General features: G+C 44.3%; 16 protein-coding genes. 4 read left to right on the forward strand and 12 right to left on the reverse strand.

Going from position 1 to position 26,176, the window contains the following annotated elements; translation table 11 throughout:
* Nucleotides 1–99: 99 nt before the first annotated feature.
* Both ACFYU8_RS25535 and ACFYU8_RS25540 read right to left on the reverse strand, forming a co-directional pair.
* Nucleotides 100–228, reverse strand: coding sequence for a hypothetical protein (locus tag ACFYU8_RS25535; RefSeq protein WP_390305115.1), 129 nt, complete (start codon nt 226–228; stop codon nt 100–102).
* 101 nt (nt 229–329) lie between these two features.
* Complete coding sequence (locus tag ACFYU8_RS25540; protein ID WP_390305117.1) at nt 330–1,418, reverse strand: ankyrin repeat domain-containing protein; 1,089 nt, start codon at nt 1,416–1,418, stop codon at nt 330–332.
* A 232-nt stretch (nt 1,419–1,650) separates the two neighbouring features.
* Between ACFYU8_RS25540 and ACFYU8_RS25545 the strand changes: the two genes are divergently transcribed.
* Nucleotides 1,651–4,764, forward strand: a complete 3,114-nt coding sequence (locus ACFYU8_RS25545) for a S8 family serine peptidase (RefSeq protein WP_390305119.1) — start codon at nt 1,651–1,653, stop codon at nt 4,762–4,764.
* A gap of 396 nt (nt 4,765–5,160) precedes the next feature.
* Here the strand turns inward: ACFYU8_RS25545 and ACFYU8_RS25550 are convergent, their stop codons facing one another.
* The 4 genes from ACFYU8_RS25550 to ACFYU8_RS25565 all read right to left on the reverse strand — a co-directional run bounded on the left by ACFYU8_RS25550 (nt 5,161) and on the right by ACFYU8_RS25565 (nt 11,086).
* Nucleotides 5,161–6,957 carry a hypothetical protein gene (locus ACFYU8_RS25550; RefSeq protein ID WP_390305121.1) on the reverse strand — a complete coding sequence of 599 codons (1,797 nt, stop codon included), beginning with the start codon at nt 6,955–6,957 and terminating at the stop codon, nt 5,161–5,163.
* A 135-nt stretch (nt 6,958–7,092) separates the two neighbouring features.
* Nucleotides 7,093–8,082: a PmeII family type II restriction endonuclease gene (locus ACFYU8_RS25555; RefSeq protein WP_390305123.1), complete on the reverse strand. Its 990-nt coding sequence runs from the start codon at nt 8,080–8,082 to the stop codon at nt 7,093–7,095.
* A gap of 116 nt (nt 8,083–8,198) precedes the next feature.
* The gene (locus tag ACFYU8_RS25560) at nt 8,199–9,353 is read right to left on the reverse strand and encodes a DNA cytosine methyltransferase (protein WP_390305125.1); all 1,155 of its coding nucleotides are present in this window, start codon (nt 9,351–9,353) and stop codon (nt 8,199–8,201) included.
* A gap of 233 nt (nt 9,354–9,586) precedes the next feature.
* Complete coding sequence (locus tag ACFYU8_RS25565; RefSeq protein ID WP_390305127.1) at nt 9,587–11,086, reverse strand: malate:quinone oxidoreductase; 1,500 nt, start codon at nt 11,084–11,086, stop codon at nt 9,587–9,589.
* 273 nt (nt 11,087–11,359) lie between these two features.
* Here ACFYU8_RS25565 and ACFYU8_RS25570 point away from each other — a divergent pair, with 273 nt between their 5' ends.
* Nucleotides 11,360–11,908: a hypothetical protein gene (locus ACFYU8_RS25570; protein WP_390305129.1), complete on the forward strand. Its 549-nt coding sequence runs from the start codon at nt 11,360–11,362 to the stop codon at nt 11,906–11,908.
* Nucleotides 11,909–11,934: 26 nt separating this feature from the next.
* On the opposite strand, the gene ACFYU8_RS25575 is transcribed toward ACFYU8_RS25570, so the two are convergent.
* On the reverse strand, nt 11,935–12,384 hold the full coding sequence (locus ACFYU8_RS25575; RefSeq protein WP_390305131.1) for a DMP19 family protein: 450 nt from the start codon (nt 12,382–12,384) through the stop codon (nt 11,935–11,937).
* A gap of 137 nt (nt 12,385–12,521) precedes the next feature.
* Between ACFYU8_RS25575 and ACFYU8_RS25580 the strand changes: the two genes are divergently transcribed.
* Nucleotides 12,522–13,907: an SMI1/KNR4 family protein gene (locus tag ACFYU8_RS25580; RefSeq protein WP_390305133.1), complete on the forward strand. Its 1,386-nt coding sequence runs from the start codon at nt 12,522–12,524 to the stop codon at nt 13,905–13,907.
* 117 nt (nt 13,908–14,024) lie between these two features.
* On the opposite strand, the gene cysI is transcribed toward ACFYU8_RS25580, so the two are convergent.
* From cysI to ACFYU8_RS25600, 4 genes are all read right to left on the reverse strand, one after another.
* Nucleotides 14,025–15,746, reverse strand: a complete 1,722-nt coding sequence (gene cysI / locus ACFYU8_RS25585; protein WP_390305137.1) for an assimilatory sulfite reductase (NADPH) hemoprotein subunit — start codon at nt 15,744–15,746, stop codon at nt 14,025–14,027.
* A gap of 36 nt (nt 15,747–15,782) precedes the next feature.
* Entirely contained in the window at nt 15,783–17,609 is a 1,827-nt protein-coding gene (locus tag ACFYU8_RS25590) for an assimilatory sulfite reductase (NADPH) flavoprotein subunit (RefSeq protein ID WP_390305139.1), read from the reverse strand.
* 157 nt (nt 17,610–17,766) lie between these two features.
* On the reverse strand, nt 17,767–20,925 hold the full coding sequence (locus ACFYU8_RS25595; protein WP_390305141.1) for a hybrid sensor histidine kinase/response regulator: 3,159 nt from the start codon (nt 20,923–20,925) through the stop codon (nt 17,767–17,769).
* Nucleotides 20,926–21,148: 223 nt separating this feature from the next.
* Nucleotides 21,149–22,516 (reverse strand): FAD-binding oxidoreductase, encoded by a 1,368-nt coding sequence (locus tag ACFYU8_RS25600; protein WP_390305143.1) that lies wholly within the window; start codon nt 22,514–22,516, stop codon nt 21,149–21,151.
* 225 nt (nt 22,517–22,741) lie between these two features.
* Between ACFYU8_RS25600 and ACFYU8_RS25605 the strand changes: the two genes are divergently transcribed.
* Nucleotides 22,742–23,686 (forward strand): YndJ family transporter, encoded by a 945-nt coding sequence (locus tag ACFYU8_RS25605; protein WP_390305145.1) that lies wholly within the window; start codon nt 22,742–22,744, stop codon nt 23,684–23,686.
* Nucleotides 23,687–23,779: 93 nt separating this feature from the next.
* Here ACFYU8_RS25605 and ACFYU8_RS25610 read toward each other — a convergent pair.
* Nucleotides 23,780–26,176 (reverse strand): S-layer homology domain-containing protein (locus ACFYU8_RS25610; protein ID WP_390305147.1); only part of this gene is annotated, 2,397 nt, incomplete at its 5' end.

Here is a 26,176-nt window from a genome sequence, read left to right on the forward strand (position 1 = left end):
AAAAGCCGCCTTCATGCTCATTTCTTCATTCCTCGATGAAAAAACGCAGCATTGAATCGCAGCCTTTACGCTTGGAGCTATTGTGTTATCACAAGGGCGTTATCCGCAGTTTATGGGAAACGGAGTTGGCGCACCCTTTAACAACGCAATTGCATAAAAGGCATACCTATGGAGTTGGATCTGATCGCTAAATTGCTTCGTTTCATGATTGCTTACGTATGCGAACATGTTTGAATCCTCCTCCTTTCGTTTCTTGCCCACGATCTTACCATTGGATAAATTTCACTGTCAAGCCCCCGAAATATCGAGGGCCAGTTTGATCTTACCCATTACTTCGAGTCTAACTCGCCTTCCATAAACTTGATCAGGTACACCTCCGGCTGCGCGTGGAACTCCGCAAAACTGCACAAGTCCGCATACTCCTTATGCTCCTCATCATACAAGCCTATGCTACCTTTTTTCTTCTGATTCCACACAATGTGCAGATGGGAGTAGTTGTCGACTTCGGCAGACAAACGCAGCAGCTTTTGCCGACCGATTTTCATCTCAATGGCATCAGTCAATGCGAAAAAGTCGATGTACCCGATGTCATACTCATTTTCGACCAACTCAAGACGCAGCTCCTCTCCAGTAAGGAAGCCAATCAACTCTTCGGTCAGCTTATATTTTTGCAGCTCGTACTTTCTGTTCTCCACATCATGCAACTCGGCAGGTTCCAACGATTTCAAATACGCAGCCAACACCGTATCTTTATTGCTGACCGCGATGGTATAAGGCCGCTCTCCACCCTTTTCCGCTACCATAACGTCCGCACCGCGTTCAACCAAATACTTGACCATGGCGACATTCCCCATGCGCGTGGCTACTGTTAATGGGGTCGCTTGATACGGATACACCATATTCGGTTTGTTATAATTGATGTCCACCCCATGATCGAGCAAATAAGCAGTGGTCGTAAGGTCATGATCCGACACGGCTTGACGCAATACATCCCCGCCATGCAGTCTCAAATCCAGTCCCAGCTCTTGAATGAGCGGGATGTTCTTTTTGTTGCCATAGTAAGCCTGCGAATAAGCGCCTGAGCGCACCTGATTGAGCATGTCCAGCTTGGCGCCTTGCGCTGCAACATAACGAACGATCCCTTCTTTGCAATAGCGTACTGCCCTCAAAAAAGCTGGATTATTTTTCACATTCAAATTGACGCCGTGCTCTACCAACAGCTTAACAACTTCTAGCTTCTCCGATACAAGTGCCAGATCCAACGGGCTTATCGTCGTATATTTACTAAGCATGATGCCCTTTTCTATATCCCAGCCTGCCGCAATCGCATCTTGCAAAGCCAGAACATTTCCTTGATAAATATGCATCGCGATTTCTGGCAGCTCTTCGAACCTCCCGATATCTTTCAACTTGATCATCGATTACCCTCTCCTAGCCTATGTCTTATGAAAAATATAAAAAATAAATTGGCAAAAAACAACAAATTATTACATTATCCCCCTTGATTCGATTGAAAATACATACAATTATGTCTGTTTTTGACGAATCTGCTCGATAAAAAGTTTTTTCCCAATAAAAGGAGTAGTCTTACGGGAAGAGAAATATTTATGCAAATCGTCTTATACATAATTTTTTAAGGAGAGTGGACTGATGAAGAAGATGCGTACTCTCGCTTCTCTTACGCTTGCAGCAGCACTCATGCTGAGTGGCCTTCCTTACAATGCACTGGCAGCGGCGGAGTTTAGCGAACAGGATTGGGAGAAAGTAAACGAATATACCAACGCGGAAGTAGAGCTTGGCTCCGAAATCTCGAAAATATCCCCCCTACTGAACACCAGTTCCAGCAAAAACGTCAGTGTCATTATTGAGCTGAACAGCGAGCCTTCGATCACAGCTAAACACGAGGAAGGTTCAGAATCTTCCGTTAGATCGTTGCGAGCAAAAGTAGAGGAAGAGCAAGAATCTTTCCTCGATGAGGCAAAAGACAACAAGGTCAAACTGAAGGTAAAGCGCAAGTTTGAGCATGTATTCAACGGTATGGAAGTAACAGTGTCAGCCGACGAATTAGAAGAGCTGGCTGGATTGCCACAGGTGAAACGCATTTATCAAAATACGTATTATGAGCTTCCCGAAATTGATGCCGTCAGCGAGAAAGCATCGTCCACCAAATGGGATCAGGCCCCGCTCCAACAAATCGGCGTTCTCGATATGTGGAAGGACGGTCTGACAGGGAAAGGATTGAAGGTCGGCGTCATCGATACGGGTGTCGATTATAAGCATCCTGATCTCAAGGATGCTTATAAAGGCGGATATGACTCCTTCGACAATGACAAAGACCCTTATGAACAAGCGCCAATCCCTGTGGAAGAGGACCGCGATGGAAAAGGATATGAAGGCTCCAGCCATGGAACTCACGTCTCCGGCACCATCGTAGGGCGCGCCAAAAACAGGACCTCAGATGTACAGGTAAAAGGGGTTGCCTACGGTGCAGACCTCTACGTATACCGCGTATTGGGCCGAGGCGGCGGTAGCTCCGCTCAGGTCATCGACGGTATCGAAAAAGCGGTAAAAGACGGCATGGACGTCATTAACCTGTCGCTTGGCTCCGCTATGGAGAAGGACTCTGACTCCCCAGATGCCATCGCTGTGAATAACGCGGTGCTGTCTGGTGTAATCACGGTTGTATCGGGTGGGAATTCAGCCGATGATGAGCGCGGCAGACATTTCTACACGGCGGGATCACCTTCTGGAGCGAGACTGCCGATTACAGTTGCAGCGGTAGACTCCCCTACCGTGCAATATGATGGCTCAGCAACCTCATCCTTCGGAGCCAATTACGAGTTCCCTGTGATGGCGTGGCAGGTCAAAAAGGATAACTTCTCCTCCATTATCGGAACCAAATCGCTGCCAGTCGCCTATGCCAACCTTGGCTCTCGCAGCGATTTTGAGAAGGCAAATGTAAAAGGCAAAGTCGCTCTCGTTTCCCGTGGTTCTCTCGGCTTCACGGAAAAAATCGATAACGCCCGAAAAGCTGGTGCTGTCGCTATCGTGGTCTTTAACGGTAACGACATCGATGGGGATGGCCAAGCTGATCTGGATATCCGTGATCGCGAGGGCTATGTCAACACGATCCTGGGTGACCAGATCGAAGCGATCCCTACCTTTGACATGAAGGGTCTGGAAGGCCGAACACTGGCAAAAGAGCTACTGGCTGACTCTGAAAAAGCGAAAACACTTACGTTTACGTTCTCAGGAAACTACCCAAGCACAAATGATCCGGGCGACCGCATCGCCGGATTTAGCTCACGTGGTCCAATCATGGGCGACGATTACAGCATCAAGCCGAATCTGGCTGCGCCGGGTGTAGCCGTTCTGTCCAGCTATCCATCTTGGAGCAAGCTTATCCCTGACGCCAAGTACGACAAGGCCTACGCCCGTCTAAACGGTACAAGTATGGCGGCTCCACACGTTTCCGGTCTTGCCCTGCTGTTGAAACAAGCTCATCCGGACTGGACACCTGCCGATATCAAGGCAGCGCTCGCGAACACTTCAAAACCGCTGTATAGCCCAGACGGCTTACTGTACGATGTCTACTCCCAAGGTGCCGGCCGCGTAAACGGCCACGCCGCGTCGAAAACACCTGCTGTTCTGACAACGGTAGAGCAGCTCACCATTTTGGGCGAAGATTTTGAACCGAAGACCATTCCGTATTATGCAGATAACGTTTCCTTTGGCTTACTGAAAGCTGGCAGCAATACGGTCACGAAAACGCTCCAGCTGAAAAACCTGTCCAAGAAAGAAGTTTCTTACGAAGCAAAAGTGATCATGCATCCGTCCGTCACGACAGATCCGTACAAGCCAGGCTCCAAAACGCCAGATGTTGATGACATCGATGTGGAAATCTCCGATGATTCCATCTCCGCTAAAAAAGGAGATGCGACCACATTTGAGCTCAACCTGTCCGTTGACTCCGATGCAAAAGACGGCGTGTATGAAGGGGAAGTCCTGCTGAAAGCGAAAGGCAACCCTGACCTGCGCCTGCCGTTTGCTGTACACGTGGGAGACAAGCGTGAGGATACCAACTTCGGTTTCGACAACCTGAAGCTGTCCGATACGACGATCACGCCTGATGGCGATGGCAATGAGGATTCGTTCACACTCGAAGCCGAACTGCAAGCAAAAGACGTGAATCAGATCTCTGTTGAAGCATGGAGCATGGACGATAAATACATCGGTACCCTCGCATCTGTGTTCAATAATTACGCGCTGATTGCACCAGGCCCTATCACCTTCTCTAATCTCGATGGTACCTACTACGATGGTACCCAAGTAGCGAAGAAGCTCGATCCAGGCAAATACAAGCTGAAGCTCGTCGGTCGAAGCGTTGACCAAAATAAGCCGAAGGGCGAGCAGATTGTAAAAGAATACGAGGCTTGGAAATCCTTCATGATTAAGGCATCTGCTAAAAACGCAGTCTTGTCCAAGGTAGTTGAAGAAGCCGAGGAGCAATTCGAGTTTGAGGTTGCGAACACCACAGAACTGGATCAACCAGTGCTTTCCCTCCCGGAAGAGAGCGATGATGTGACTTATCAGGTGACAAGGAGCTCTGATGAAGCGTTCATCGACGAAGAGGGGATATTGAAGGAGCTCCCTGCCGAAGGTGAAGAGACCGTTACGCTGTATGTGACGATTACTTCTAAGGAAGATGAGTCGGTTACGCGGACTGTCAAGGTGGAAGTGACGTTGGAGGCAGTAGTGGAGTAATCGAGTTTTGAACGGTTGACATTAGTAAAAGGCTCCGCCGCGCTGTGGCGGAGTCTTTACGTATAAATATAGTTGTTGCCTGGCGAAAACTTTCCAAGATTTTCGTATAACTATTTGTATTGCTTAACAGGTTGATGTACTGGTAGAAGAGACCAGTTTAGCAGACAGAATTTGTAATATCACGTACAAGATTTTCGCGGGGGGCGAACCGTGTCTCTTCGAGTGTTTCACCATGCTCAATGTTTCTTGCATAATACTCCTGCAGCTAGATATCTTAGTTGAGAGCCTAGCACACACTTCCTCATTTGTAATAATCGCTCTTTTTTTCACATATCGAAAAATATTATTTGGATAGTTTCCACTGTGTAAATTCTAATAAATTACATTTAAATAATCTTATTCTATAGGTCTTATTTTACCTCCACAAAAAGGGCATGAATTCCTTTCCCATGCAGCAATCATAGTTTTTATATTTATATTGTTATTACAAGATCCACATGGGAATATTTCGCCGCTTTTTATCTTTAACAGATTTATTATCTTTTTGGGATCATATATATACCTTCTTACCCTATCATGAATAGTATCATATTCTGTAACAAAATTAATTTTTCTCTCCCTTGCATGCAGATCATATATACCAGCATAGTTCAATGCATATATAGACAGTTTATTCTCAATGTTGGTATCTTTAGGCGGAACATGACCTTTTCTAAAATGAAGAAGTCTATGATATATTAACTCGGAAAATTCACTTGTAGACATTGCTTCTATATTTTCCTTTGTATCTTCTATTGCAAAATGACTATACTTCTTAGATAAACAAAACGTTTCTATATCTCTCCAAAGAGTCAATAGATTTTTGTCGTCTTTTATATTGTCAAATTTTTTATCACCATTATTTTTTATTGATCTGATTATCATATTTTGATTGACGTATTTAAATGGTCTACCAGGAGCCAGACTATTTGAGCGGTAGGCTTGATACTCTGACCAGCAATTCAAAAGCATTGTTCCAAAATCACGTGAATTTCCCATGCTTGCCAATACTAACAACTCGAGTTTCTTATCATTGTTGAATAGTATTTTATAATTTATTTTTTTATTCTTAAAATAATAAAACAACCTCTTATTCATAAAATCTTTAAAATATGCTAAACACACATCTTTGTCGTATTTAGAGTTTTCAAAAATCAAACTCTCGTCTAAATTAATATAATGCTGCAAATCTGCACCATTATCTAAATGATATAATTGTCCTCTATAAGGAACAACCCCAATCCAAAAATAAATAGGTGTATCTATTATCCTGTCAATATAAAATGAGAGATAGTTTTGTGCATTTGCACTATAGTATAATTTTTCCCATTCATCCATAAAAAACGTGATAGAGTTAACCTTTAATAATTTTAATATTTCCAAAATGTTGTCTCTTACTTTGTTTATATTTAAATACTTTAAGTATGTATTATTGAGAATAACTTTATCAGCCATTTCGTCTAATATTTTGGTATTAAGTTTTGTTCCTATTTCAGTTTTTATTCCAACTTTTGTTATCATTTCACTTTGAATTTCTAATAGAGATTTATGAAGTTCTTCCCTTGAAAATTGCCCCTTGTCAATATTCTCTACATATTCATTTCCTTGAGAAGCTATCGATTTAAATAAACTTATTATTTTTATTGCTTCTCCTATATTTTCTATAAATACGCGTTTATCATTTTTAAAAATATTGAGTACTTTTTCTAAATAACTAGTATTATCCTTTATATCATTTAGAAGTTGAAATAACTGTTTAGACAACTCTTCATACATAAAAATGCTGAAAATTCTATTAAATATTTCTTGATCATACATTTGTGGAAGATGTAATCTTTTTAAATTTAAATATATACAAATTGCTTTATTATCATTGATAGTAGTATTAATTTTTTCTCTTGCTAATAAGAATAAATGGGTTTTTCCAGTGCCTCTTAAGCCAGATATTACTCCACTGGATTTCACAGAGTATGATGTTAAATTAGCTAAAATGTTTCTATTATCTACATGTACTTCTTTCAATTCACCAATTTTATCTTTGGTCGCATCCAAACTCAGCTCATAATCAGCTCTTAAATCAGTAAAGGCATGATTCATTTTTTGAATAAATTCCTCATCATTTACAAATTCCTTTAATTCTATTTTTGGGTTCATGGTTATTCTCCTTTAATGGTATTTAAGATCAGATGATTATAGCTCTTCTCGCTAGGATTGATTTTTCTATGAGGATATCTAAGACTGTCAATTATTGAGTAGCTATTGCTACGTTAATATACATGATGTCCCCATCTACTTTTTTAGTTTAAATATCCGTGTATTATTTTTACCGTAGCAGGAGATTACAACTTTTACTTCTGTTCCAGGTTCAACATTTTCGTGGAAATGAACTATCCCACTTTCAGTTACGTTAAGAATATTCTCGGAATTAACTTCATAAGTTATTTCCGGAGATCCTGTTACTTCCAAAATTTCATCATTATTAAAAGAAACTGAAGCCTTTATTTGATACTTTTCTCCTACACTTAATGTTTTGGTAGATTTCGGTTCCTCTACATATAGTTTTTTACATGGTCTTCCACTATTAAATTTAACGAGTTTCTCCCAATTAATTGTCCCATCTTCGTTACAAAATTCTCTCATAAACTCAAAAGTAAATCGATTAACAGCAGCGTTAAATTCTTTGTGATATTCAGGTAAATGTTGTAATGGTTTCTCCTTAATTAGATGAATTATTTTCAAATAAAAGTATTCATCACCTGTGATTTCTTCCCAAAAAACTTGTCCCGCTAATTCTCTAAATCCTTGTTTGTTAAGATCTGTTTCTTTTTTTCCATATCCATATCCTACTATTGCATCGAACAGTTTCCCTCTTTTAGCAATACGTGCCCGGAGCTTAGCAAAATTTTCTGCTTGTTTTTTTCGACTATCTGCATTAAAAACATTTGTTCCACTTTTAACTGCAATAGCTTTATGGTTACTCTTATCTTCGATTATTACGTCGACACCTTCTGTATCCCCTACGTGTCCGCCAGAAACAATTTCAGCAAGAGGTTCGAAAAAAGCGTCCCCAAATATCCCCTCATCGCTACTAGACATGTATGCCTTTAATATTTCTTCTACAATATCAGATGCTTTTTCTATCCCTAACGATTTATATAAATATGGGTTTTTCCTTGCTAATGTATCTTTTAATTTTAATGTAGTAATCTTTTCTATACGTCTCCTATAAAAGTTATCTAGGAGCTCACTTATAAGTTTTTCTATTTGATCAATATTCATAGATATTCTCCTCATCATTTTGCATATCATCACATCAGTTAGATAAAAAATACATATTTTGAAAAAACTTTTCAAAAATAAAAAAAGTATAGGACCAGAATCCCATACCTCTAATACTAATTTATGGATATAGTTGTTGCAACATCCTCGAATATAAATTCTAATTGTTGCTCAGATTTAATCTTTTTGAGAAGATTCATTATCACTTTTCCGAATTGAAACGCCAATCCTACAGGAACGGCATTTCCTATTTGCACATACTGTTGGGTTAAGGAACCAGAAATTCTATAATCTAATGGGAATTCCTGAATCAATAAATATTCTTCAATACTTAAAGGGCGATCTTCTAATGGATGTCCTAAATTAGTGCTTTTTTGTATAGGGGATGTAAGCATTGTAGGAGCAGGCTTGTCAAGAGAGATTCGCCGAAAAAAGCCGACTTTCCCCCCACCTGAATTATAGGCCCCCCCCATTGCGCTCTTTATAATATTTTCCGGAAGATCACGCCAATTGCCTCCTCCCCGTGGTATCATTTTCATATATTCTAATCTATCTTCTGAATAACCTACATAGTGGTGTTTATCTACTATCAAGGTTTGAAGCAACTGACCAAATGTTACCCATTTCTTTTTACCTTTTCCCCCCTCTTGACTATGAGTAGCAGTAGGGAACTCATGTTCGATATCTAAATCTGTTCTAATCCCAATCAAAAAGACCCGTTCTCTTGTCTGTGGAACACCAAAATCAGCTGCATTTATCACCTCATACTTAACATCGTAACCTTTAAATTGTTTCAATAAATAATCAATAGCACTTCCAGGCATTTCGTCTGGTTCTAATGGTTGGAATCCCTCTCCACGTTGCTCCGTAGGTCTATGTCTTAATGCCGCTGACAAAAGCCCTTTTACATTCTCTAACAGAAATATTTTAGGTTGAGTATTTGTAACTAACTCAGCAAATTTCAGCATTGCCTTACCACGAGGATCTGAAAAAGCTTTCCTTTTTCCAGCAGTGCTAAAGGATTGACAGGGGCTTCCACCAAAAATGAGATCAATTTCTTCATCTGGTTGTAATCTAGCATCTCTATAAAGCTTCTCTTTATCATAATTCATTATGTCACCCTTCACGATATTAGCTTCGGGGTGATTTAAACGTAATGTTTCACAATATGTTCCTTCTATTTCCACAGTTAATCTTATATCAAATCCTGCTGATTTGATTCCGGTATCAAGACCTCCTGCGCCAGCAAAAAACGAAATCGCTTTTGCCATACAGTCACTCCTTGTTGCTACATATTTTTATGATTAGTATAGCAAATCATAGTCTTTAGGTCCAGAATTTCTTTATTCCTTTTTTTTCATAATATTATTATATCACTTTTAATTTGGCCCTCCGTAGCCTCTCTAACTGCAAATAACATAAAAGAACCTTCAATCCAAAGACGGATCGAAGGTTCAGTGTTTTATTTAAAAATCATTGCTTTTTCAATCTCTTCAGATTCCAATTAACTATAAACCAGTTCTTTTTCGACGATACCAAGCACCTCGTCTGTCGAACGTTGAATCTCTTGGAAAAGCTCTGGGTTTACCATAAGTGACACGCCATAAGAAGGAATCATTTCTTTGATTTTCGGTTCCCACTCTGCCATACGTTGTGGGAAGCATTTTTCTAATACTTCAAGCATAACCTGAACAGCTGTAGAAGCACCTGGAGATGCGCCGAGCAATGCAGCTACGGAGCCATCAGCGGCACTAACAACTTCCGTACCAAATTGAAGGGTACCTTTTCCGGCTGGCGTATCTTTGATAACTTGCACGCGTTGGCCCGCTACCACGATACCCCACTCTTCGCTTTTTGCGTTCGGAATGAACTCTCGTAGTTCTTCCATGCGCTTTTCATGCGATAACATAACTTGCTCGATCAGGTATTTGGTCAATCCCATTTCTTTTACGCCTGCCGCCAACATCGTGATGACGTTGTTCGGTTTTACGGAAGTGATCAAATCCATATTGGAACCTGTTTTTAAGAACTTTGGCGAGAATCCCGCAAAAGGTCCAAACAGCAAGGATTTTTTGTTATCGATATATCTGGTATCCAGATGCGGTACAGACATTGGAGGAGCACCGACCTTAGCTTTTCCATACACTTTTGCATGGTGCTGCTCTACAACATCCTGGTTTTTGCAGACCATGAACAGTCCACTTACCGGGAAACCGCCAATATGTTTGGACTCTGGAATACCGGTTTTTTGGAGCAAATGCAGACTTCCGCCCCCACCGCCGATAAAGACGAATTTGGCAGCATGATCTTCGATGTTGCCAGTATTGATATTATATACTTTCATATTCCACAAGCCATCGCTCGTACGCTTAATGTCCTCAACAGCATGGTTGTAGTTGATCGAGACGTCTTTCGTCTTCAAGTAATCAAACAACATACGTGTCAAAGCACCAAAATTGACATCCGTTCCAGAGTCGATTTTGGTTGCAGCAATCGGTTCATTCGATGCGCGGCCTTCCATGATAAGCGGAATCCATTCCATCAGTTTTTCAGGGTCATCGGAGAATTCCATCCCTTGAAACAGCGGATTGTTGGCCAGCGCCTCAAAACGTTTTTTCAAAAAGCTTACATTCGTTTCGCCTAATACCATACTCATATGAGGTATAGGCATGATAAAGTCTTGTGGATTTTGAATGAGATCGTGTTTTACAAGGTGAGCCCAGAACTGTCTGGAAAGCTGGAAATGCTCATTGATTTTAATCGCTTTGCTAATATCTATAGACCCGTCAGCTTTCTCGGATGTATAGTTCAGCTCACAGAGTGCCGCATGGCCTGTACCCGCATTGTTCCATTCGTTAGAACTTTCTTCCCCTGCTTTTGCGAGTTTCTCAAAAACTTTGATTTCCAACTCCGGTGCCAATTCTTTCAGCAATGCTCCCAGAGTTGCGCTCATGACCCCTGCACCAATCAAAATAACGTCTGTTTTTTGCTGTATGGAGCTCATATTACCCTTCCTTATCTACTGTTTTTGTAAAAAAGAAGTAGTAGCTCCTTGCCCCGTTGCAAGACGCTACGAAAACATCTTACCTTTCACAACTACAACTATATCATAGAAATTATTTATTGATTCAATTATCTATTATAATTAGAGGATTAATAACTATTTAATGTTGGTAAAAATGTAAGAATGCTGTCCACAGAACCTTAACTTAACTTTTTTGCAACGGTATAAACACAACGATTGTTTTGAGGGAGATACGTGGAAGGAGAGATGGAGATGAACACTTTACCCCTAACGACAACCAGCATTCCATGGCAGCGTTTGACGACGGCCTATGGAAGAGGGACGGACATTCCGCGGCTCATAGAGACCGGGCAATATGATGAATTGACCAATCTAATTGAGCACCAAAGCACCTTATGGCAGACGACGCCATGGGTGCTGCTTATACTCTTGCAGGAACTTGCCAAACAGAAGCCAGAGCAAGTCTCTTTGGAGGAAATTGAGTTGTACTTGGCTGTAGCTTCTGCTATACCCGTGGACGATATGGATTCACAAAATACAGTTGAGTCCATGGACGGGCTACTGGACGAAAAGTACTTGTGGCCAGAGAACGAGGCAGACGATGAATTATGGTGGGAAGAAGAAGAGCCGCGGGGCTATGAGCAGGAATCATTTTTCAGCTATTTTTCTTTCAGTTATTTACTGCTTAAAGGCGCCATTCCTGTTTTCACCGCGATTGAGGAAGGGAATGATAAGCTCGCTCCCACTATTCGGGAGCTGCTGCTTATGCTCCAACCAGAAGGGGCTAGTGCTGTCGAATAGGTGTGATAGTACCCACCTCCGTCACTTTACGATGGGGTGGGTATTCCTAGCTGTTGTACGTAATATCGATGTGCAACCTCTGCAATACGATCTTGGTCTTCCCAGAAATTCTGATCAAGCTTATCCAGCCGTTCTGCCTCTTCCTCGGTAAGAAACTGTGGAATATCCCAGAGTTGAGTAAGGCGGTCGTCTTCCGATAAATGCTCGATGCAGGCATATCCGGCCTGAATGATTTCGAGTGCATGGACTGCCCCGATGGCTTGCAATGCCCGTACCGCGTAGATATATGCCTCTTCTCCCCAGTTGCAAAAAAACTGCAAAAACCCGCCATTATACACATCGGCTTCCAGGAGCCATAGGGCGGCAATTTCTTGTTCCTGCGAGATCAGTGTGCTCCATCCCGAAACATTCTTTTTCTGCACAAAAGCCGCGGCAAAGTCGAACCAACTGTCGTAGATATCATCCATTTTACTCAACTTGTACTCCCCCTTATTGTTTAACCCTTTCAAGATCAAATGTGCACAAACGACACCAATTAAATTAATCTTATATAAACACATAATCGTTTGATAGATGACAAAAGGAGGACTCGGGAGATATTGAGGAGGCTGTAATGGACCAGACACTTATCGAACAAATGAATCACTGGCATGAAGAAGACGAACACCAGCGAATTGTGGATTTGCTGTTGACCGTTCCCGAAAAGGAACGAGATTATGAGGCTGTCAACCGACTGGGCAGAGCTTATAACAACTTGGGGCTTTATGAAGAAGCGCTCAACGAATTGGAGAAAATGGCTGAAGCCGGTCAAGAAGATCCACTCTGGCACTCTCGGGTAGGTTTTGCCCTCTATCATTTGAAAAGATATGAGGATGCGGCTCAGGCATTCCGTACCTCTGACAAATTAAATTCCGGTGATGAGAATACCGAATCATGGTTAAAGTGGAGCTTGCAAAAAGCGGAGAAGCAGCAAAGACAGGAGCGTCGGATGGCTGCCAAAAAGGAAACAGCCGTTGAGGCTGGTGATTCAGAAGCGGAGGAAGCTCCTTTTTCGAACATGTCGCTTGTAGACTTTTGGGACAACAGCGAATACGCGAGAAAGTCCTATGTATCCGCGCCACCCACGGATGAACTCATCGCCTCGATCGAGGAAGAGCTGGGATACAAGCTTCCCTCCTCCTATCTTGCACTAATGAAGCAGCAGAATGGCGGAATTCCGAAGAACACGTGCTCTCCAACAGAGGACCCGACCTCCTGGGCGGAGGATCACATTGCCATTTCGGGCATTCTAGGCATTGGCCGAGAGAAAAGCTATTCGCTCTGCGGGGATCTCGGCAGTCAATTTATGATTGAGGATTGGGGATATCCCGACATTGGAGTCGTGATCTGCGACTGTCCTTCAGCAGGTCATGACGTAGTGATGCTGGATTACCGCGCATGCGGTAGAGATGGTGAACCCGAAGTCATCCACGTCGATCAGGAAAACGATTATGAGATTACTTTCTTAGCTGAAAATTTCGAGGCGTTTATCAGGGGCTTGGTAAGCGAAGAAGAATACGATACCTCCGAGGAGGACAAGGCAGCAGCTCTTTACAAAGTAACCCACGGGAAATTTTCTTCCTTGCTGGAGGAGCTGTGCGCGCGAGTATCAGAATTGGAACAAATCGATCAAAAAATTCGCAGCATTTGTACACAAGTTGTAGAGGAAAAAGGCTATTTTTCTTTTCATGCGGATGAACTCTCTTATCTGATGTACGATGTGCAGTTTTGGCTATACACACAGTCCTATCCCGATACCAGTCGTGAACAGTATCTGGCTGTCTATGAGAAAATGATCGCCTTTGGCGGAGAATTCGGTCAAGGCGGCTATGCCCCGGGATGGATTAGCGAATGGCTGGACCGTCGCAAGCAGGAAGGTCGGATCGTACAGGAAAATGGACACATTCGGTTTACAGATCAGTTCGCAGCGGAAGTGATTCAGCAGCTACGAGAAGCCTAAAATACCAATCAGGATCATGCAAGCAATAAAGAGCCCACGTCGACGCGGGCTCTTCTTCTATTTCAATCGATTAAGGGCGCATTCCTCTAACGGGATAGCCTTCTCTTGGCAGTTGCACTACTCATGAAAATCGAGCCCCGATTTGACTTCTTTCACATACCCTGTCCGAATAGCGAAATCTCCGAAATGCTCGCCTTCCTCACGTTCCTTCGCATACCGATTTAAGATCGGACGCAATTCATTCAGTATTTCTGCCTCTCCGATGTTTTCGCGATACAGCTTGTTCAATCGATTTCCGGAGAAACCGCCGCCCAAATACATGTTGTATTTACCGACAGCCTTCCCGATAAAAGAGATTTCCGCCAGTGCAGGTCTTGCGCATCCATTTGGGCATCCTGTCATCCGAATGACGATCTCCTCGTCTCGCAAACCCGCCTCATCCAAAATCAGCTCGATCTCATCCAGCAATGTAGGCAAATAACGCTCTGCTTCTGCCATTGCTAATCCGCAAGTCGGCAACGAAACACAAGCCATGGAGTTTCTCCGCAGCGCAGAATAGGAAGCTCCATCGGTCAGCCCATATGCTTGAATGATCTGTTCAATTTCCGGCTTCTTTTCGCTGGTGACATTTCCAATGAGGAGATTCTGATTCGGTGTCAGGCGGAAATCCCCTGTATGCACCTTGGCAATCTTCCGCAGACCGGACTTCAGGAGGTAGTTGTCCTCGTCTTTTACACGACCATTCTGAACGAAAAGGGTAAAATGCCAGTTATCGTCACTCCCTTTCACCCAGCCGTAGCGATCGCCATTATGATTGAATTGATAGGGACGTATAGGCTCCAGCCCCCATCCCAATCGCTGCTCCAGTTCATGAACAAACCATTCGATCCCGCGGTCGTCGATCGTATATTTGAACCGGGCATGCTTCCGCACCGCGCGATCTCCGTAGTCTCTCTGGATCATGACCGTTTTCTCGGCGACATCCAACAATTGCTCCGGTGTGACGAAACCGATCACCCGCGCCACCTGCGGATACGTTTTTGGATCACCGTGGGTCATCCCCATTCCGCCTCCGACCGCTATGTTGAAGCCCAACAGTCGACCTTCCTCAGGGATGGCGATAAAGCCCAAGTCCTGAGAAAAGACATCTACATCATTGGAAGGCGGTACGGCGATGCCGATCTTGAACTTCCGCGGCAAATAGACAGGCCCATAGATCGGTTCTTGCTCTACTCCGTCCCGACTGTCGACAACCTTCTCTTCGTCGAGCCAGATTTCATGATAAGCGCGGGTCCGGGGATCGAGATGATTGCTTAGTTTTTTGGCCCACTCGTAAACCTCTTGATGAACTTCCGACTGGTACGGATTCGGGTTGCACATGACGTTGCGGTTGACGTCCCCACAGGCCGCTAGTGTACTTAACAGGGCTTCGTTTACTTCTTGAATCACCTGCTTCATATTCCACTTAATCACACCGTGCAGTTGGAAAGACTGACGAGTCGTCAGGCGAATCGTTCCATTCGCAAATTGCTGGGCGATATCGTCCATCATGAGCCATTGCTCTGGCGTGACAACTCCACCGGCGGCCCGCACGCGTACCATGAACTGATAGGCAGGTTCCAGCTTTTGTTTATTCCGTTCATTGCGAAGATCCCGGTCATCCTGCATATAGCTGCCATGAAATTTCATCAGGCGGTTATCATCCTCAGGGATGGCCCCTGAAATTCTGTCTTCTAGCGTTTCCACCAGACTTCCCCGCAAGTAATCGCTTTGGCGTTTAATATCCTCTACATCGCTGTGAGGAGCACTGTTTGGCGAAAGCAAATGATTTTCTGACATGGTTCCTATCTCTCCCCTCTCATTCTTTCTCGAAACTCAGTAGACATCTCGTTGATATCGTTTTTCCTGCTGCATACGTTTCAAATACGCAACAGCTTCCTCTAAATCAAGTCCACCCTCTTGTTGGAGTATGGTGACCATGGCTGTGTGAACGTCGTGCGCCATCTTCTTCTCGTCTCCGCATACGTATACGTGCGCCCCCTCCTGCAGCCATTGATAGAGTTCCTTACTCCTCTCAAGCATCCGGTGCTGAACGTACAACTTTTGACTTGTATCACGAGAAAACGCGACATCCATGCGCGTCAATATGCCCTTTTTGATCCAACGCTGCCATTCGAGCTGATAGAGAAAATCTGTGGAGAAATGCTGATCGCCGAAGAAAAGCCATGTCTTGCCTTTCGCTCCAAGCTCCTCCCGTTCTCCCAGGAAGGCGCGGAATGGAGCGACGCCTGTGCCTGGTCCAATCATGATTAGCGGGGTGTCCGGGTTAACCGGAAGCTTAAAGTTGGGGTTATGCTGCACAAAGACTGGCAACGTATCACCCGTTTCCAAACGATCCGTGATATAGCTCGAACAAACGCCGTACCGCTCTCGCCCATGAGCTTGATAGTGAACATTCCGAATAGTCAGATGAGCTTCATCCGGGTAGGACTTCAAACTGCTTGAGATCGAATAGAGACGAGGCGGCAGCTTTCTAAGTATGGAGACGAATTCTTTGGAAGGTACTCCCTTCAAACCGTAGTCCTCCACTAGATCTAACAAATCCCTATTTCGTACATAATCTCGAAGTTCTTGCTCCTGTCCTTCCGCAAGCAGTTCTTGGAGCCCATTTCCTGAAAAAAGCTTTGCCGCTTGTTCCAGGAGGGGCTTGGTGAGAACCGTGATTTCATAATGACTGGATAAGGCCTCTTCCAACGGGCGCTCTTCCCCGTTCTTGTTAATTGGAACAAGCTCTTCCGATTTCCAGCCCATCGCGTCAATGAGCTCACGGACTAGGCCAGGATGATTTTTGGGATAGATTCCCAAGCAGTCACCCGGTTCATACTCGAGATTGGAACCCTCAAGGGAGATTTCCAGGTGGCGAGTTTCCTTATCTGATCCCCGCCCGTTCAAATTCAAGTTATCCAAGACCACAGCCTGAAACGGATTCGACCGTGAATATTCGGTCTGTGACCCCGTCCCGATCACTACACCGCTGACGATTGCGCTTGCAGCAGCAACTTGGGTTGCCGAAGTTTCACTGAGCGAGGCCAGGACATGATTCATCCATTCAGAGGCTTGTTCGTCGTAATCCACATCGCAATCAACCCGAGGAGTAAGACGCTTGCCACCTAGCTCTTCCAGCCGCTGATCGAACTCTTTACCGGTTTGGCAGAATAATTCATAAGAGGTGTCGCCCAATGCCAGTACGGAAAACCGCAGGCCCACCAATTGAGGCGCTCTCTTGCTGTGCAGGAATTCATGGAAGGAGATGGCGTTGTCCGGTGGTTCACCATCCCCGTGTGTGCTTACCACAACAAGCAGGTTTTCAACCTTTTTCAACGCATTCGTCTTGAAGTCGCTCATGGAGGAGAGAGTTACGTGGAAGCCGTGCTCCTGAAGCTTTCCGGACAGCACCTTGGCCAGCTTTTGGCTGTTCCCGGACTGAGACCCGAAAAGCACTGTCACCTCTTTGGAAATGACTGGCCCATTCGCAGCTGAAGCGGTTTGAAACCCAGCGGCTATCGGTGCTTCCACTTTGTGAATAGCTGCAAGATATCCACTCAGCCAAACCTTTTGCACCTCCGAAAGCGTGGGCAGCAACCGGTTCAGGAGCTCCACTTGTTCCTGACTAAAAGGACTGTCTGTCACCTTAAGTACCAACGATATGCACCTCACACAGAAAAAAATTTAATTCCGAGTAATCTTATGTGATTATTTACTTTAAGCTACCACAGTAAGGTAACCCGAGCAATTGGGATTCGTTATTGTCATCATAAGCTTTACTAATCATTGGATATCAGCATAAAGAACCCCGGTCCTAAGATAAGGAACCGGGGTGTTTTTTACTCAAATTCTTACTATTTGACTTGTTACGTACATGAAAAGTTACCTTTGTCCCTGTACCTAGCGTACTTTCGATATGAAGCCCTGTTCCGAAGTGCCGTTTTAATCGCTGATTCGTATTGATCAGTCCAACTCCTGACCTGCTGTCTGCTTTTCTTTCTAATAGTTGTTGTACTTGATCTTCGCCCATTCCGATCCCATCGTCTTCAACGGTTATTTCTGCATGCGTTTCCTGGACAGAAATTCGAATCTTAATTTTCCCCCCACGAATTCGGTTCATCACACCATGTATGATCGCATTTTCAACGAGAGGCTGGATCGTAAGAAAAGGAATTTTTATATCCTCACAGTCATCTATCTCCCAAACAACCTGCAGCCTTTCTTCAAATCGAACCTTTTCAATATATAGGTAAGAACGCACCAGACTTAGCTCCGTTTCGATCGGAACAAGCCCGTCCATATCTTCAAATTTGAATTTATTCCTCAAAAAATTGCTGAACTCATACAGCAAATCACGCATCTTATCCAAATTAATGTCGCTTAAAGCTGTTACAGCGCTCAACGCATTAAATAAAAAATGAGGCTGGATTTGCGCTTGCAACCATGCAGCTTCTAATCGCAGTTGTTCCCGGACGGATTGTTTAATTGTAGTTAGCGCCTCAATCCGCGATTTTATTTCCATTCCTTCCACTGGCTTCGTCACGTAATCGTTTGCTCCCGCTACAAAACCACTTTGAATATCTTTTGGTTGGCTTCTTGCGGTAAGGAGCAAAACAGGGAGTTCCGTGAGTGTAAACCGCTCGCGAATCATTCGTGTCAGCTCATAACCGGACATCTGCGGCATCATAATATCTGAGATGACTAGATCCCATTCCCTTGTATCCAGTATAGCCAACGCTTCTTTCCCGCTCGTCACCATTGTTACATCATATTCGTCTGGAGGTAGTATGGCTTCCAGCACCTGAAGGTTAACGGGGTCATCATCCACAATTAATAGGCGCGGACGATCACGATTTACTTCTAATAAAGTCGTTGGTTTCGTAACCGAAGGGATCTCCCCTTTTTCCTGAATCGGCATAGATTGTACGACTACCGGTTCGAATGAACGAGAAACAGCTACCTCTACCTCTTCCTCCGCTTCCCCATGTGCCAGCTTTAACGAAAATGTAAATGTTGAGCCTTCCCCTAAGACGGAGGACACATCCAACGTACCTCCATGGAGCTCAACCAACTGCTTGCTTATGCTTAAACCTAACCCAAAGCCACCTTCAATCATGGTCTCACTCGTGCTAGCTTGCTCGTACGGACGAAAGAGGCGCTTTTGCATGTCCTCATCCATTCCGATCCCTGTATCATGAATCACAATAAAAGCTCTTCCGTCCTTGGCAAAAGCCTGAATCGAAATGACTCCTTCGTTCGTATATTTCATAGCGTTGTGAAGTAAATTGAAAACGATTTGAATCACCCGGTTCTCATCCGCGTGTACGGGAGGAAAATCTTCAGGGATTTGATTTGCAATTTTTACAGACTTTACTTCTGCGTTAAATTGCAGCATATCAAGGACTCCAGTCACGATGGGCTGAATCCAGATTGCTTTTTTCTGTAGGCGCGGGTTGCCTTCCTGTAAACTCATCACATCAATCAAATCATTTAATATCAATGTTAGCCGTCGTCCTACAGATAAAACCGTTTCAAGCTCTTTGATACTCCTTTCCTGCAACAAATGTCGTTCCCTATTTAAAACGGATTGTGACATGTTCAGAATGCTATGTAGCGGATTTTTAAATTCATGTGAAGTATTGGCCAGAAATTGATCCTTATGGTCATTCATTCTTTGCAAGGTTGCAGCAATGTCTTTTGTGTTGGTATGCATGATGAAATAACCCTTAAACCATACAGTGGCTAAGCACCCCATCGAAATAATCAGATCAAATGGATAGTAGACAAGACTCAAACCGCTTTCCCGCCAGATTAACGACCAAATAAAATGGTGAAGCAACGCAAGAACAGAAAAAAGCAGTAAAAGATTGCTCATGATGTCTTTAATCAATTTTTTAAAGATGGAAATCAACGTGATCACTGCGGCAATCCCGATCAATAGAAAATAAACCGGAAAGAGCATCGTCACCTGATCAGGGTCTAAAAACAACGTAATGCCAGCAGTCCCAAAATTCATCACCCTGTATACAGGATACATCCTGCTCCAATAAGGGAGTTCGCGATGATTCATACACTCCAACAAAGCATAGGCCCCAATGACGAGGGCGATATTCGCTAGCCGATAATCCCAATCAATGCCGATGTAAAATAATTGGTGGAACAACTTCTCATCATTGCTTAACACGCTAGTAAGCGTTATACATAATGTCAGCAAAGAAAAATAAAGCAGATTCTTTTTCTTATCTCCTAGTAAAAATAAAATAAACGCATACACAGAATGTATAAGAAATATCATGGCTGCAAGAAGCTGCGTAGAAACAGAGACTTTTATTTCCTTTGCAATGGCTTCTTCTGAACCAAATTTAATGGATCGAACAATGCCGCTGCTTCGACCATCCACATAATTTGCCGCCTGAATGACGATTTCGATTACGCCATTTTCGTCTGCCGTAAAGGTTGTAGAATAAGGCAGATTCTTCGCAATATATTCATCCTCCGATTCCGCCACCCGCCCCGATTTAGCAAGCAATCGGCCGTTTACGTATAATTCCGATGCCGTGCGCACGCTGGGTACACGAATACTATAATTCAGTTCCTGTTCCGGATTTACATACAGACGCAAGCGATAAGAAGCAAATCCATAGGGAGTTGACTTGTCTGCATGCAAAGCTTCATTCCATCTTCCCGGAACCTGAATAAGCGCTGGCTCCTTCTCGTCTATTCCTTGTTGCCGTCTGCCATCCATCAACCATTGGGAGGGATAAAACTCCCACTCTCCATCGAGTAAGAGAGTGTCGCCATCTTCTGCATTCCAATCACGCAAATCGAATTGCCCATTCTTAATGTCCGCTTGTTGATCACGAAACGATTCCATCCACAAAGTACGCGCACCGGATAAGATGATTACTAATAGCCCGAGTAATAGTAGGATATGGCTCTTTTTCATTTGGTATTTGAGTGAATGATTTGCCAAGAAGTATTCCTCTCCTAGTCATTTTCTTCTTAGACATTCAAATAGAATCTTTCGATAATTTAATAGGGCAATCCTGACAAATAGCAATTCAATACATCCAGACCACTCTCCTCCAAAGACTTGCGGTCACCTAGTCTCAGCTTAATGAACTTATCGGCAAAAAATTTAAAAAGGAGTACGCCGCAGCATGCTCCTTTTGTTGATTTGCTTATGATTTTGCTCACTACTTCCCCACGGGAATACTCTGGGCAAAACGAAACACATTATGCGGATCGTACTTTCGTTTCACCTGCTTCAATCTGGCAAAGTTCACACCATAATACGCCTCAGGCCAGTTCTTGATCTGCAAATCGGGAAAGTTCACATAATCCCCTACGACAAAGGGACGTAGCGCTCTGCGGAACCTTTTCACCCACTGGATACTCCGCTGCTGCTCGCTGTCGTTCCTCCATCGCGCCGACAGCTCATAGATCGTCTCCGCCTTCCGATAAGGATAGGCCGTTGCAGTCGGGGAGACCCGGCTCACCGCGCTTCCTGCACCACCCAAGCTCTGACACCACACGGTAGAATGCCTGTTGGGCGCCTTCGACAGGAAATTGCGGATGATCCTTATTCCTTCGCGAGGCAAAGGCCGAAATCCGAAAGCCCCGGTTATTTTAAACTTCGGCTCCAGATTCAGGTCCGCTTCGGCAAAAAATCTGGTTGCTTCGATAAAAGGCACTGTCCGCACCATCACCTTCACCGGAGTTCCTGCTTGCAACAAAGGTCTGATTAATCGCCGCAGCTCCTTTGCACCGCCCAGCAATTGTCCAGTAGACACGATGGTTCCCACCTGTTTAGAAGCCACCTCGATGGTTGAAGTTAAGCGGTTCGTAACAGACGGTGCCCAGCGCTGCCAAGTCGGAAATACTTTCTCCAGATCGCGCCATTTCCAGGTAATGCTGTAGATGGAGACATCCTGGATAGGCCGTATCCGAAACGTAAAGTCTGTAGCAATGCCAAAGTTCCCTCCCCCACCACCTCGTGATGCCCAGTGCAGATCGGAATGCTTCTTCTTATTGGCGACGATCGTCTTCGCCCCACGCCGTTCCGATGCTACGACCATCTTCACCTGTTTCAGGTTATCGCAGGTAAGGCCATATTTGCGCGACAAAAGTCCAATCCCGCCGCCTAGGGTAAGGCCCGCAACGCCCACATCGGGCGCAGTCCCAGCCGGGAGTGCCACGCGCTCATTCCACAGCTTCCTGTACACGCGGGCAAGCGGATTGCCTGTCTGTACATGAGCCACCATATTCTCGCGATCCACCTTCACCTTATCCATCTCGCTCACATCGATGATAATCCCGCCATTTACAGCAGAAAAGCCTTCATAGCTGTGCCGCCCGCTACGCGCTCGCAGCCGTACACCCCGCTCACGAGCCCATTTGACCGCGTTGATCACGTCCTGCGTTCGTCTGCAAAAAACGATGACCCGTGGAAACTTGGAAAAGCGCCTGTTGAACTCCATTCTGGCCGCATTGTAAGACGGGTTGCCCGGCAACACAATCCTACCGGTCAAACGGGTACCTGCTTTTTTCCGTTTTTGTGCCATCGAATGTTCACCCACCTCGTTCATGAAGTAAGCTTTTTCATCTGCTTATTCCTATGTGGGGACACTAGACCTGGTAACGGCACATGCCTTGTAGGTAGACGTGGCAGTTCTTCTTTTTCTGATTTACCTTCGATTCGTGAACAGAATAGCCCTCACAAAATGTGTTACACTACTATAAGCAACCAATTATATGAATATTCATGAATGGCTTCTTGGGGGCAAGTGATGAAACCATTGATATCGGCGATTCCCGGTGGAATCATAACCATCCTTATCTTTTATCTAGATTACTTCCAATTTAATCTTGTCGAAAAATTTCTCATGTTTGCGGCTTTCGTCATTGTACCTCTTGTGATTTTACTTTTGCGCTATGACGAAAAGAATAAACATCAACGGGGTATTTATGGTGCTATAAAGCTGCTTCAATTTCCCTCAGCGCTGCTTGGCTTAGCCTCTGTAATGAGCAGCAAGACGTGGGGGCTGGGAAGCACGGCAATACCAGGGGCTCTCTCCCTCGGGTGGCTACTGTTCACATTCCTGCTCGGCATCTATGGCCTGACCGTTATTGTGAATCGCAAGGGAAGAACAGAGGAAATAGCGATTGGCGCGGGGCTCGTTTATTTTTTTATCGGGGGCATTTGGTTTACCCTCTATCAGTATCAATTTGACCTCTTCCAAGCTAAGCCCGCAACACACGCCCTGAGTTCGGTCCACTTTCATTTCTCATCTGCAATCGTTCCGATTTTTATCGGTTTACTGGGACGGGTCATGACGAAGAAAAGCTGGTATCCCTGGGTCGTTGCCATCGATATCATCGGACCTATTCTTATCGCTGTCGGTATTATTTTCTCGAAGCCGATTGAGTACATTGGCGTCACCTTGTTCGCCTGTAATATTGCGATTTACACTACTTATCTGCTTAGTTACTTGAGGAGAGGCTCATTGCAGAATAAGCCGAGCTTCTTTTTAGTCCTTTCCTGCATTGCCTTTTACACGATTGTCGTAGTTTCCATTTGCTATCCGTTATTGAAAAACATGTTTTCTTTAACCATACACGATTTCATTCCGATTTACGGATTGCTGCATTCGTTTGGGTTTGTTTTATGTGGGATGATTGGATGGGTGTACATGATAGATTCTCTTAAGGAAAATAGGATTGCTTATAAGTAACATAGATAACAATCCGCCAAGCTAGCATTGTCACAAACAAAAAGGGGTGTCTCCTAATTTGAGAGACAACCCTTTTTATGTTCTTCCTTACTTCTATTTACTCTCGGGCTTTTCAGTCATTGGGAAAGTAGTTGCTTCCGCAATATCTTCAAAAGCCCAGTGACTCTTCGGTACATCTACATAAGTCGCTTCCTTACTTCCCTTGAGTGGCGTTCTTCCCGTCAAACGGTTGAACAAGGTTACTGCTTCCGCTCGAGTGAGTATTTGATTCGGGCGGAACGTCCCATCCTCATAGCCTTTCATGAAGCCTTGCCCTGTTACGGTCGTTATGATTGATTCTGCTATACTTCCTTTTGTATCGGAATAGACAGCTGCTTGTCCATTTTCAGAAAGATTCTTCCACCTGTAAATAATCGTTGCCATCTCTGCTCGACTTACTTTGGCATCTGGATGGAAGCCGTTACTATCTCCATCCATTAGACCTGCATAAGTTACCCATTGAATGGAGTCTGCTGCCCAATGGGCTTTCACGTCAGCGTACTGCACCTCGGTTGTAGGCTGATCTCCCTCATTCATTAGGAAATGGACGAGCATAGTTGCTACCTCTGCACGTGTAAGCTCTCGGTTTGGCTGGAACGTATTGTCCGGGTATCCTTTCATATACGGCAAATGCTGTTTGCCTTTTAAGGACAGGATTGTAAACGTACCGAGCTGATTCGTACTGACCTCGATACCGACAGGCTTTCCTGCATCATAGCTAATAGTACCTTTTTTCAGCTCATAATTTCCATCGGTATGCTCTACATAGATCAGTAAGGAGTCGAGGAAAGCTTGCTGTTCACTCGAGTTCGTTGGCAGCGTGATTGTACTCAACGGAAGCACCACGTTTGTACGACGATCTCGATAGTTGGTTTCAATTACTACAGGGTTTTCTACGATCAAAACATCCTTGCCGCCTGCCATCTGCTTTACCTGATCCGCTTCATTTTGCTCGCGGATAGGTATCACCCGGAAGTAAATCTCCTCATCTGGCATGCTTGCCATCGTCTCTTTTGGAATCTTGATGAAGACTTCCTCAGCCTTGATCTCCAACGAAACCTGCTGCTCCTTCACCAAAGCAAGTGCTTTTCCAGGAATGGTAACCAACACTTCGTCGGCTGGATCCTTCGGCAAGCTGTCAATTAAAATCCGAATGACATCCTTCTTGTTCTCTTCTGCTTTTTTTAGGATTTTTCTTGCATCCTTCGCGTCGAGAGTCATTTCGTCTACCTTTTTACCATTCGTCGTGTTTTTTCGAGTAATAACGATCTTCTCCAGTACAGAGCTATCTTTACCGGCTTCAACAATGATGGAACGTGTAGATTCTTTTTCTCTAGATGAATCCGACTTGTCGCGATTGCCGCCACCACTATTGTCATCGTCATCATCGTCATCTCGGGAAGCTGCCTCTACCGTGACGCGAATGCTTACCGTAAAATCTTGACTGTTCTCTACCCCTTCAGGAAGATCGATCAATGTTCCTTCTACTTCGAAACGCTGTCTCTTACTTTCTTCTGGGTCATAATCAGCATCTTTGACATTCCATTTGACGGATACTTTGATCGTACTGTCGTCATCGAGCTTTACTTTTACCTCATCCGGTAGACCAAGTGCTTTCACTGTTTTAGCTGTGCCATTGTCCACGCCATTTATAGGACGAGGATTGATGACTTCGATGATCTCTCTATTCTCTCCAGTATCTTCTTCGGCCCTTACTTTGACCTGGATAGAGGCTTTCTTATCCTTTGTGTTCGTGATGCTATTCGGCAAAATAAAATTGCCGGTTACACGGAATTTCTGTGCTTCTTTGTTAGAAGGATCATAATCCGTTCCTTCCACATCCCAGTCTACTTCCAGATGAGTTGTGCGATCGTTATCCAACTTAACTTGTACCTCTTCTGGTAAACCAAGTGCCGTTGCTTTTTTGGGCGTGCCGTTGGCTACTGTAATTGTAGCCAGATCTTCGACTGTTACGATGTCTCCAGTAATCTCCTCTTCCTCAGCATCCACTGTAACCTGCACCTTCGCTGTCAGATTCTGTGGATTCAGGACACCACTTGGCAGATGAGCTATAGTGCCTTTCACGGTAAATGTTTGCTCTTTCTTTTTATCAGGATCATAGCTCGTATCATCTACCTGCCAATTTACCTCTGTTTGAATCGTACTTCCGTTTCTGAGTGTAGCTTCCACCTTAGTTGGCAAGCCGAGGGCCTTAGCTGTTTTGGGTGTTCCATTCTTTAATCCAGTAATGGAAGCTGGATTCGTAATGGAGGTTATATCGATAGTCACGGGTGGCTTAGGTGGTGTTTTTGCCTCTGCGTCGACCGTTACGCTGATGCTGGCTTTTTTGTCGGTGGTATTCGTCACGTTTGCTGGCAGTGGCGTCAAAGTACCTTCTACCGTAAAGGTTTGTTTCGTCTTCTTCGCCGGATCATATGCTGCACTTGCGAT

This window comes from Brevibacillus sp. NPDC003359 (assembly GCF_042878995.1).
Classification (GTDB): domain Bacteria; phylum Bacillota; class Bacilli; order Brevibacillales; family Brevibacillaceae; genus Brevibacillus.

Coding starts and splice junctions, on each gene's coding strand:
- ACFYU8_RS25555 (WP_390305123.1), bottom strand. CDS start 8,082: ATGAATATTGATCAAATAGAAAAACTTATAAGTGAGCTCCTAGATAAC.
- ACFYU8_RS25560 (WP_390305125.1), bottom strand. CDS start 9,353: ATGGCAAAAGCGATTTCGTTTTTTGCTGGCGCAGGAGGTCTTGATACC.
- ACFYU8_RS25545 (WP_390305119.1), top strand. CDS start 1,651: ATGAAGAAGATGCGTACTCTCGCTTCTCTTACGCTTGCAGCAGCACTC.
- ACFYU8_RS25540 (WP_390305117.1), bottom strand. CDS start 1,418: ATGATCAAGTTGAAAGATATCGGGAGGTTCGAAGAGCTGCCAGAAATC.
- ACFYU8_RS25535 (WP_390305115.1), bottom strand. CDS start 228: ATGTTCGCATACGTAAGCAATCATGAAACGAAGCAATTTAGCGATCAG.
- cysI (WP_390305137.1), bottom strand. CDS start 15,746: ATGTCAGAAAATCATTTGCTTTCGCCAAACAGTGCTCCTCACAGCGAT.
- ACFYU8_RS25605 (WP_390305145.1), top strand. CDS start 22,742: ATGAAACCATTGATATCGGCGATTCCCGGTGGAATCATAACCATCCTT.
- ACFYU8_RS25570 (WP_390305129.1), top strand. CDS start 11,360: ATGAACACTTTACCCCTAACGACAACCAGCATTCCATGGCAGCGTTTG.
- ACFYU8_RS25600 (WP_390305143.1), bottom strand. CDS start 22,516: ATGGCACAAAAACGGAAAAAAGCAGGTACCCGTTTGACCGGTAGGATT.
- ACFYU8_RS25580 (WP_390305133.1), top strand. CDS start 12,522: ATGGACCAGACACTTATCGAACAAATGAATCACTGGCATGAAGAAGAC.
- ACFYU8_RS25550 (WP_390305121.1), bottom strand. CDS start 6,957: ATGAACCCAAAAATAGAATTAAAGGAATTTGTAAATGATGAGGAATTT.
- ACFYU8_RS25565 (WP_390305127.1), bottom strand. CDS start 11,086: ATGAGCTCCATACAGCAAAAAACAGACGTTATTTTGATTGGTGCAGGG.